This window comes from Lapidilactobacillus dextrinicus DSM 20335 (assembly GCF_001436095.1).
GTDB lineage: Bacteria > Bacillota > Bacilli > Lactobacillales > Lactobacillaceae > Lapidilactobacillus > Lapidilactobacillus dextrinicus.
Genome location: NZ_AYYK01000003.1, coordinates 62,750 through 73,116 on the forward strand (window position 1 = coordinate 62,750; position 10,367 = coordinate 73,116).

Genomic DNA, 10,367 nt, shown 5'->3' on the forward strand with positions numbered 1-10,367 from the left:
AATATGACCGTTAACTCAACAAAATACCTAGATCAACTATGGTCTAGGTATTTTGAACTTAATACTTATTCAACTTGCCAATCATAAAAGATCGGAATTATTTCTTAGCTAAGAAGTCGTTATATTGTTTTTGTAAAGTTGCTTGTACTTTATCGTAACCAGCAGCCTTCAATTCCTTATCCATCTTCTTGATTGTTGAAACAGGATCAGCAGTACCTGTGTTTAAAATATCAAGATATTTACTCATAACGTTAGATAAGTTAGTAACTTCTGTCTTAACTTTGCTTGTATCAGGATTAAAGCCAAGAGCTACAGATTCTTTAGCATCTTTAATGCTTTGATCACGTTTATCAATCATTTCATTTGTAACAGAATCTTGTGTGTAAAGGATGTTGTTGTTACCCATCATCCAAGCACCGATGAAGTAATTTGGTTTGTACTTGTCAGTAATCTTAATCTTGCCCTTAGCTTTGTCAGTAAAGTTCCATTGTTGACCTTCAAGACCCCAAGTAATGTTGTTTAAGAGTGTCTTATCAGTGTTCAATAAATTCAATACTTTAACAGCAGCTTCTTTATGCTTAGATGTCTTAGAAACAGCCCAAACGGCAACTTGTGCTTGTGCAGAAGACTTGTATGGATCTGTAATTGGTTTAGAGATCATCTTCTTGCCACCGGCGTTGTTGATTAAAGTGGTATCACCATAATCGTATGGTCCTTGTGTTTCTTGGCGAACGAACCAAGTGTTGTCTTGCAAGTTATATTGAGTTGTAGCGGTTGCTGCATCTTGAGGGATGTAGCCTTTTTGGTAGAAGCCATGTAAAGTCTTCAAGATATCTTGCATTTCTGGTGTGTCATAAGCATTCATGATCTTCTTGCTCTTGCCACTAGAATCAATAGCAAATGGTAAACCATTACCTAGAGGGAAGTCCATGCTCTTAGGTGAAGCTTTAAAACCTTGACCAATAGCAAAGGCAGCGACGCCAGGGTTTTCTTTATGGAACTTAGCTAATGCTGGTTCCATACTCTTATAAGAATTAACATTGTTAATGTCAATCTTATATTTATCTAGAAAATCTTGATTGAATGTCAAAGCATTTTGTGCATAAACATTGGCATTGATTGGGAAACCATAAATCTTATCGTTAACGGTAACGCCTTTCCAGTATGCAGGATCAACAGCGTCGTATGCTTTTTTAGCATCTTTCTGCAATAACTTCGTAATATCTGCATAGGCGCCTTTAGCAGCGTTAGCTGGATAGTTCTGTGCAAAGGCTAAATCATAGTCATCACCAGAAGTTACCATAACGTTATATTTTTGTTGATAGTCGCCCCAACCAATAAAGTTCATCTTTAAATCGATGTCTTTATAAGTCTTATGGATTTCTTTGTTTGCTTTATTGATCATTGCTGTGTAGTTCTTAGGCTTATCACCAGGCATGTACATTGATACTGTTGTTTTACTGCTTGACTCTGCCTTCTTAGAATTACCACAAGCAGAAAGTGCTAATAAACTCATTGTTGCCACACCGGCAACAGTTAAATTCTTAATCCACTTTTTCATTATTATTCCTCCCCGGAACATTTTAATAACCAAATTTAAACGTCCAATCTAACCCTTGACACCACCGATTGTCATACCCTTAACAAAGTATTTTTGGAAGAATGGATAAGTTAAGGCAATTGGTAAAGTAGCAACTACAACGACGGCAAAACGCATCCCCTCAGTCGGAATATTTTGTGTCATGATTGCAGAACCACCACTTTGCATTTGTTGCGTCATAACTTGAATATTATTTTGGATCTTAACTAATAAGTACTGTAATGGAATTAGTTGATCACTATTAATATACAGTAACGCATTCATCCAATCGTTCCAATAGCCAAGTGATGTGAACAAACTAATTGTTGCAATACCAGGAATTGCTAATGGTACAACGATACTGCGGAAAATTCGCATTTCAGATGCACCGTCAATTCGAGCAGATTCGATAATAGCCTCAGGAATTGATGTTTTAAAGAACGATCGCATGATCAATACATTATAAACACCGAAACTCATCGGTAATACCAAGGCCCAGATATTATCCTGTAATCCTAACATTTGGGTAACAATTAAGTAAGTTGGTACCATACCTGGAACAAACAGCATTGAGATTAATGCAAAAATTGTAAAGAATTTGGCATAGGCAAAATCACGTCGAGAAATTGCATAGGCATAAGTTGAACTAAATAAACTGTTCATAACCGTACCAACAATTGTAATAAAGACAGTGACACCTAAAGATGTTAAAACTTGATGACTCATTTTGGCTAAGTAAACATAACTGGTATTTGCCCAATGTTTAGGCCAGAATTGATAACCATAAGTCGTAATATCTGATTCTTTTGTTAATGAAAGAATGATGATAAAGAAGAATGGTAAGATACAGCTTATAGCAAAAATTGCAAGAAAAATATTGAAGAACAAATTGGTCCCTGCACTAAATTTGCGAATTTCAACTGCTGAAATATGTTTCTTTTTGCGCATTGATGTAACCCCCTAAAACAGTGCAGATTCTGGATGCTTCCGTCGAACAATCCAGTTCGAAACAACGATTAGTAATGCCCCAACAACTGACTGCATTAAACCAGCCGCCGTTGACATGCCAATATCGTTAGTTGTTGTTAAAGCGCGATAAATGTAGGTATCAAATGTTTGCGTCACATTTATCAAGGAACCAGATCCACGCGGAATCAAGTAGAACAGACCAAAATCACTACGGAAGATACCACCAATATTCAAAATCAACATTAAGGTTGCAATTGGTAAAATATGTGGCAAGGTAACATTTTTAATCTGTTGCCACTTGCTGGCACCATCGATCATTGCTGCATCGTAGTAGGCCGGATCGATTCCCATGGCAGTGGCAAAGTAGAGAATACTGTTGTATCCGATACCTTTCCAAACACCTAGGAAGATGATAATAAACGGCCAGACCCACGGAGAATTATAAAAGTCGATTGGTGCTCCACCAAAGGACTGAATGATATGGTTCAAAATACCTTTATCTGAGCTTAAGAAGGCATATACAAAGTAAGCCAAGATTGCCCAAGATAAGAAGTATGGAAACAACATTAACGTTTGGTAAACTTTAAGTAAGCGAGCATTGCGTAATTGACTCATCACAACGCCAAAGAAAATAGCAAAGAAGAAATTTAATAATAAGAACGTTAAATTGTAACCAACTGTATTTCGTAAAACAATCCAGAAATCAGCAGACTTGAAGAAGAATTTAAAGTTATCAAGTCCTACCCAAGGACTATGCATAATACTGTAAATAAATCCTTGATCTGAATATTGAAAATCTTGGAACGCAACAACGTTGGCTAATACAGGAATATAGAAGAAAACGATTAAAAAGATTGTACCGGGAGCAACCATCATAAGAAAAACTCGATTGGCCCACAAGCGTTGGAAAAAGTTTTCTTTCTTTTTCTGCGGCGTTGTTGAAACATTCTCCGGAGTGGCAACTTCTTGTTTCATCATTTTCCCTCCTTTCTTAATTCATTTATAATAGTAACCGCTTTTGTAAACGGTAACAATCTACATATTTAAGGTCTTTCTCTAAAAATTCAAGGTCTTTAATCTTTAAACTATAGAGTTGAGTACCTAAATAATAAATTAATCAAAAAAAGAGTGTTCTAAAAATTGTTTGGATGGTGAGCATCAAACTAAAAAAGCTAAATCCGAGTTCGGATTTAGCTTTTTCCCAATTTAAGCAAAGGCATCTGACTTTTGTCACAGCCCCGTTTTGTTTTTGAATTAAAATGATAAGTCACAGGCACTAACAATTTCTTTATACAAGCCGTGCCCAATTAAACCATTATTCTTCTTATCCATTAATAATAGTGGTTCTTGCAATTCTGCCAAATCATCGCGACCTGCTTGCCACTCTTGAATTCGCCAAATCACAGTAGCACAACGTGATAGTTGACCGCCAATTCGAACATCAATAATTTCATAACCATTACCTCGACGTTGTCGATGCCATAATTGCCGTGATAATTGACTAAACTGGATTAATTGTTGCCGATAACTTTGTAAATTAGCAATTGCTTCATTACCAGCGGTAACACTTGCATCAGCGGTCCGTAAATGCGCAACACTTTTCAGAACAAGGTCTTTAGCAATTAGTGTCTGAGCTAGATGATAATAATAGGTCACCATTAATTGATCATCAGACCGCAACCGCATCGTTCCTAGATCCTCTACAAGTTGTTGCCATTGTGGTTGCAAATCAACTTGGCTTAAATTTTGTTCGTATTTTTGAATAATTGGATCTTCATAAAGCACAATCTTGCTTGGATTATCTGCATCAACATTAACTTGGCCCGTAAAGTTATCAAACCGATCTAATATATGATAGAAATCCGCAGATTCAGCTTGTGTTAATCTAAAATCTTCATCGATCGTGGCGGTTGTGACTTGATCATGATATTGATAAGAGGCAAAAGCTTGTAGCCCATACCAAGAAGCACTAACTGGTGTATCGGCGCCATCATCAAACCACATCGTTGCAACAACTTGCTTAACATTGGCTTTCTTAGCAGCAGTTAAACCAGCTTGAACTGTAGCCAACATTTTACTTTGGTCAGGTGCCATTGAACCCCAAGTCCAAATACCACCAGCAAAAACAACATCATCGCTTAATTCAAAGTGTTGTGCAAAACGATCTAAGTAAGTTTGCTCATCTTCATGATAATAATCCCAATAAACTTGACCTACTTTTGGTAATTGTGCTTTAAATTCAGGAGTAAAATGCACATCAGGATCATACATCTCATGCTTTGGCGAAGCAATTGTAAACCACATATCACTCCACATATAAGGGTGTAACCCTAATTCTTCCGTTAGCTCAACGACCATTTTTAACTGATCTTGAATCAAAATTTGTTGATCTGTATAATGACCATTCTTATCAATATATAATCCGCGTCCTAATTGATAAGCCTCATCCATGCCAACATGTATTTTATCTGTTGTAAACGGCGCACTGGCTGCTTGTAAAATATGTTTAACAAAAGTACGCGTAGCAGGTGCATTGACTAGTAACGTATCGTCGGTATCTTTAACATCGTGATGAGCTTCCCATTTTAAAGCATTATGAACGTGGGCTAGGGTTTGAACGGCCGGCACAATTGTGACGCCAAGCTCATCGCCATATAAGGCAATTTCATGAAGATCTCTTTGAGAATAACGGCCACGCTGACGCCCAAAATAAGGTTCTTCTGGCACTTCAAATAAATCTTCTAAATAAAGCCATAACTCAGTGTAACCCATACTAGCGATGCGACGAATAAATGTCTTTAACATCCCAACTGTTAAAACACCGTTACGGGCAACATCAAGCATTGCCGCCATTAAATCAAAGTGTGGTTGTTCTTCAATTGTAAATTCTTGCTTCTCAACGGCTAAGCCTGTATAAATAGCTACACCGTGCATCAATTCCGATTGACTACCAAAAGCTAATGTTCCTTTGTCGCCTTGGCGGCTTATTTTTAATCCAGATTCTTGCTGATGACAATCAACAAGAATATGTTGATCACTCATTGGTCGATCACTAAGTAATAAATTAACGGCTCTTAATTGTTCAGTATTTAAACCTTGCCACTCAATCATTTAATTCTCTCCCTAATATCAATAGCCTACAATAAGGCCAGTATGATTAAATTTCAAAGAATAGCATAACTCAATTAAGAAAGCGCTTCTATTTCCAAATTATAGTTGTTTGTCTACAAAATAAAGGATGCTATTCTCTTTCCATCCGCAACATATCATACTGCGACTGGTACAGCTTGTAGTACATGCCGCGAGCGGCCATGAGTTCGTCGTGGGTACCGTGTTCGGCGATAGTGCCGCCGTCGACGTAGAAAATTTGGTCGCAATTTTTAATGGTGGACAACCTATGGGCGATGATAAACGAGGTGCGTCCTTCTAACAGAGCCAGCAAACCAGACTGCAATAATTCTTCGGTCTTGGTATCAATGCTGGAAGTTGCTTCATCAAGAATTAGAATTCGGGGATCTGCTAATAAGACGCGTGCAAAGGCAATGAGTTGCCGCTGTCCAGCAGATAACGTACTCCCCCGCTCTTCAACTTGCGTTTGATAACCATCTTTTAAATGCTTAATAAAATCATCAGCACGAACAACTTTAGCCGCAGCAACAATTTCTTCATCGGTCGCATCTAGTTTCCCATAACGAATATTATCCATAATCGTCCCTGAGAAAATAAACGTATCTTGTAACATCACGCCCATTTGGCGCCGCAGTGAAGCTAAAGTTACATCACGAACGTCATGGCCGTCGATTAATACCCGACCTTCATTAACGTCATAAAAACGACTCAAAAGATTAATTACCGTTGTTTTACCCGCACCAGTTGGCCCAACAAGCGCGACAGATTGTCCTTGCTTCACGTGGAAATTAACATCTTTTAAGATATCTTTGCCCGGTTCATAACGAAAAGTAACATCTTCAAAAGTGACGTTGCCTGCAATTTGTGATAAATCTTTAGCACCAGGTAAATCTATAATCTCAGGCCTTTCATCCAAAGTCTCAAAAATCCGTTCCAAATAAGCTGTTGCCGTAATGAGTGAGTTATAAAAATTGCCAATATTAATCACTGGATTCCAGAAATTATTAATGTAGCCGATAAAAGCAATCAAGGTACCGGTACTAACTTCGACGCCGATTTGACGAATCCCCACGAAATAAATCAGTGACATCGTAATGACCGAAATATTCTGTACACCTGGCCACAGTAGGAACTGAATTTTAACGGCATGCATCCAAGTGCGCCGATTATCTTCATTAGTCTCATTAAAAATTCGGAAGTTCTCTTGCTCACGCGCAAATGACTGCGTTACTTTAATACCAGCAATACTTTCATGAATATAGGCGTTTAAGTTGGACTGCTTATTACTCAAAATTTGATAAGCTTTACGCTGTTTGCTTTGAATAATCAACACCATCACTACTAACAAGGGAATTAAAGCCAAACTATACCAAGTTAAGCGGGCATTAATCGCAAACATAAAAATCAAGGTGATAATAACGTTAAAAACATCTGAAATTAAATTTACTAAACCATTACTCAGTAAGTCGCTTAGAGTGTTAATGTAATTAACAACACGAATCAAAATTTTACCATGAGGCCGACTATCAAAATAGGAAAAAGATAATTTCTGCAAATGCTGAAAAATATCCAAGCGCATATCTTTTAGAACGTCTTGACCTAATTCCGTAATATGATAAATCCGATAACGCAAACACCAACCAATGAAAAATAATGACGCCGTATAAAGTAAGCCAACTAAAGCTAGTTGTCCAAGATTCTTTTGCGGAATAATGGTGTCAATTGTAACTTTAGTAAAGTAAGGTCCTAGCATACCGGCAACGTTAGCCAAAATAATAACGGCTAAGATCACATAGATTTGTTTTAAATAGGGTTTAATATATTGAGCTAATCGGGCATAATCGTGCCAATTAAATTGTTCAGTTAGCTCTTCGTCAACGTTAGACTTATTCCGTTGTGCCACTTTGCTCCCCCTTTTCTAGTCCTAATTGTTTTTGGAAAACATGATAATACTTTCCACGTTGTGCCATTAAAGAATTGTGTGTGCCTTGTTCAACAACGCGTCCTTTTTCCATTAACATAATTAAATCAGCATCACGCACGGAAGAAATACGATTAGCAATAATAAAGGTCGTCTTTTTAGTCGTTAAATGTGCTAATTCATGCTGGATCTTTGTTTCTGTCTCCATATCAACTGCGGATGTTGTATCATCCAGAATTAAAATAGCCGGATCTTTGGCTAATGCCCGCGCTAAAGAAATACGTTGTTTTTGACCACCAGAAAGACCTACACCACGCTCACCAACAATCGTGTCGTATCCTTCAGGCATACGAACGATAAAACTATCGGCATCAGCAATTCGCGCCACAGTTTGGACATAGCTGTTATCCAGGTCAGGGCGTCCAAAAGCAATATTGTCAGAAATTGTATTAGAAAATAAAAAGACATCTTGCATAACCATTGAGATATTATCGCGTAACTGACGAATTGGATAGGTTTTAGCGTCATGGTCATCAATTAAAACTTCACCCATACTTGGATCATAGAAACGCCCGATTAAATTGACCAAAGTGGTCTTACCAGCACCTGTTTCACCGATGATACCAACAGTTTGTCCTGGCTCAGCGGTAAAGGAAATATCATCAAGTACCGGATGCTCTGGATCATCAGAGAAATGAAAACCAACATGATTGAAAACAACTTTGCCTTGAATCCGCAAAGGCTGCTCATTCGGCTCAACTTCAATTTCAGGCTTAGTTGCCAGCATTTGACGAATTTTGACGCATGACGCTGAGAAACGTTCAGTATCATTAATTAACCAGCCACTCATTCGCATTGGTTGATTTAACATCCATAAGTAACCATTAAAGACGACTAGATCACCTAGTGTCATTTGATTCTTAATAACCAAATAACCACCAAATATTAAGGCAATAACATTCAAACTATTGGCAATACCATCTTGCCAAGGTAAATAAGTCTTGGAAATTTGTGCAGCGTCCATATTACGTTGCTTGTAATCTTCGTTATATTTATTAAATTTATCAATTTCAAAATTTTCGCGTACGAAAGCTTTAACAACTCGATTACCACTAATGTTTTCTTCAACCATAGAATTCAAACGAGAAAAACTTTGACGAATAGCAAAAAATACAGGATGCTGAGCCTTAGCCATTTGTTGTGTCAGAACAAAAATGACCGGCGTCATTGCAACTAATGCCAAAGTTAACTGCCAACTAATTGTCATCATAACAATAATTGAAACGACAAAATAAAAGACACATTCTAAGACTTGATAGCTCACCCAAGAAATAAAATGACGAATAGCATCAGTATCACCTGTCATTCGCGTCATAATATCGCCAACTCGTGTATGGTTAAAAAAGTTGAAATCTAACTCTTGTAGCTTACGATACATATCTACCCGTAAATCAAATAAGGTATTTTGCCCTGTTTGTTCAAATAGAATTTGATAAGTATAGCGTGTCACGGTTCGGATAATTGTTACTACAATCATCAGTATCAACAAAGGCACCAGTAAATGATCTTGATGACCATCGATAACCCGATCAACGATTTGCCCTGCAACATATGGATTGACAAGAATTAACGCTGTACTAATCACAAAGAAAATAGTCGCAATGACTAATTTATTACGGTTAGTTTTAACGTACTGCCAAATCCATTGAAAGTTATTCATGAATGTCTCCTCCAATCTACAAAGACCTATTATCAGTCTTTTATTGAGAATTTGAATGGTGCATTCTCTTCAATTTCATGTACAATGTTATTAAAAGAAACCGTTTTACCTTTTTTAAGGAAGGATTTAACTATGAGCTATAGTGACGCTAAAACTTTTAATCCTGAAATTCTTTATGCCTTTGATCCATGGAATAAAAATGTCAGTGAACACGAAGTACACAGTCATGATTTTTTAGAGATCAGTATTTTATTAGAAGGACAAGCCCATTACTTGATTGATGACAAATGGCGTGATGTTCAAGCTGGCCAAATTCTAGTCTTTAATCCCGGTGTTAACCATGCCGAACGCCAATTACCGGATACCTTTTCTCATCAACTACATATTGGTATTAAAAATATTGCACTACATGGCTTAGCCCGCAATTATTTACCAAATAAAACGGCGCAGTTGGCAATTGGTGAATACCAATATAAAGTCATTGATAAAGCTTGGCAGCTAGTCACTGAATTAGATCATCAAGAAAGTGATTTTCACCTATTAAGTAAAGGCATCATTATTGAAATGATTGTTTATATTTTGCGCGGTCTGGAACAGCAGCAAGCAACCTCAGTCAAACCCTTTATTTCTAAAACGGAAAAGAAGCAAACTCAATTAGTCACCAACGTCATTTACTATTTAGAAAATCACTACACAGAAGATATTAGCTTAGATCAATTAGCCCGCGATAATTACGTCAGCACCACCTATTTATCTAAAACGTTTAAAGATGCTACCAACATGAGTCCTATTAATTACCTCATTCAGCTACGCTTAAAAAATGCTCATGAAATCTTAGCCGACGAAAATCCGACTACCACCGTTAAACAAGTTGCTTCTGCTGTGGGTTATGATGATGTTTATCATTTTAGTAAGTTGTTCAAAAAATACTATGGCATTTCTCCCTCTCAAGTTGACGAAAAATAATACAACTCGTGAATAAAAAAAGAGACATATTTGGAACTGAAGTTATAATTTGATACAGATATATAAAAGCACTTTCGAAAAAA

Annotated in this window: 7 protein-coding genes; 1 reads left to right on the plus strand and 6 read right to left on the minus strand. The window is 37.1% G+C overall.

The window, feature by feature from the left end; all coding sequences use genetic code 11:
• Window positions 1–97: 97 nt before the first annotated feature.
• From FC84_RS02165 to FC84_RS02190, 6 genes are all read right to left on the minus strand, one after another.
• Window positions 98–1,561 carry an ABC transporter substrate-binding protein gene (locus tag FC84_RS02165; RefSeq protein ID WP_057754689.1) on the minus strand — a complete coding sequence of 488 codons (1,464 nt, stop codon included), beginning with the start codon at window positions 1,559–1,561 and terminating at the stop codon, window positions 98–100.
• Between the two features lie 48 nt (window positions 1,562–1,609).
• Window positions 1,610–2,527 carry a carbohydrate ABC transporter permease gene (locus tag FC84_RS02170; RefSeq protein WP_057754692.1) on the minus strand — a complete coding sequence of 306 codons (918 nt, stop codon included), beginning with the start codon at window positions 2,525–2,527 and terminating at the stop codon, window positions 1,610–1,612.
• Window positions 2,528–2,539: 12 nt separating this feature from the next.
• Window positions 2,540–3,523: an ABC transporter permease gene (locus tag FC84_RS02175; protein ID WP_057754694.1), complete on the minus strand. Its 984-nt coding sequence runs from the start codon at window positions 3,521–3,523 to the stop codon at window positions 2,540–2,542.
• A 279-nt stretch (window positions 3,524–3,802) separates the two neighbouring features.
• Window positions 3,803–5,659 carry a beta-N-acetylhexosaminidase gene (locus FC84_RS02180; protein ID WP_057754697.1) on the minus strand — a complete coding sequence of 619 codons (1,857 nt, stop codon included), beginning with the start codon at window positions 5,657–5,659 and terminating at the stop codon, window positions 3,803–3,805.
• A gap of 130 nt (window positions 5,660–5,789) precedes the next feature.
• Entirely contained in the window at window positions 5,790–7,580 is a 1,791-nt protein-coding gene (locus tag FC84_RS02185; protein WP_057754700.1) for an ABC transporter ATP-binding protein, read from the minus strand.
• The gene (locus FC84_RS02190; RefSeq protein ID WP_057754704.1) at window positions 7,564–9,318 is read right to left on the minus strand and encodes an ABC transporter ATP-binding protein; all 1,755 of its coding nucleotides are present in this window, start codon (window positions 9,316–9,318) and stop codon (window positions 7,564–7,566) included. The genes FC84_RS02185 and FC84_RS02190 overlap by 17 nt, the downstream gene beginning before the upstream one ends.
• A gap of 132 nt (window positions 9,319–9,450) precedes the next feature.
• Here FC84_RS02190 and FC84_RS02195 point away from each other — a divergent pair, with 132 nt between their 5' ends.
• Window positions 9,451–10,284, plus strand: a complete 834-nt coding sequence (locus tag FC84_RS02195; protein ID WP_057754707.1) for an AraC family transcriptional regulator — start codon at window positions 9,451–9,453, stop codon at window positions 10,282–10,284.
• Window positions 10,285–10,367 lie beyond the last annotated feature (83 nt).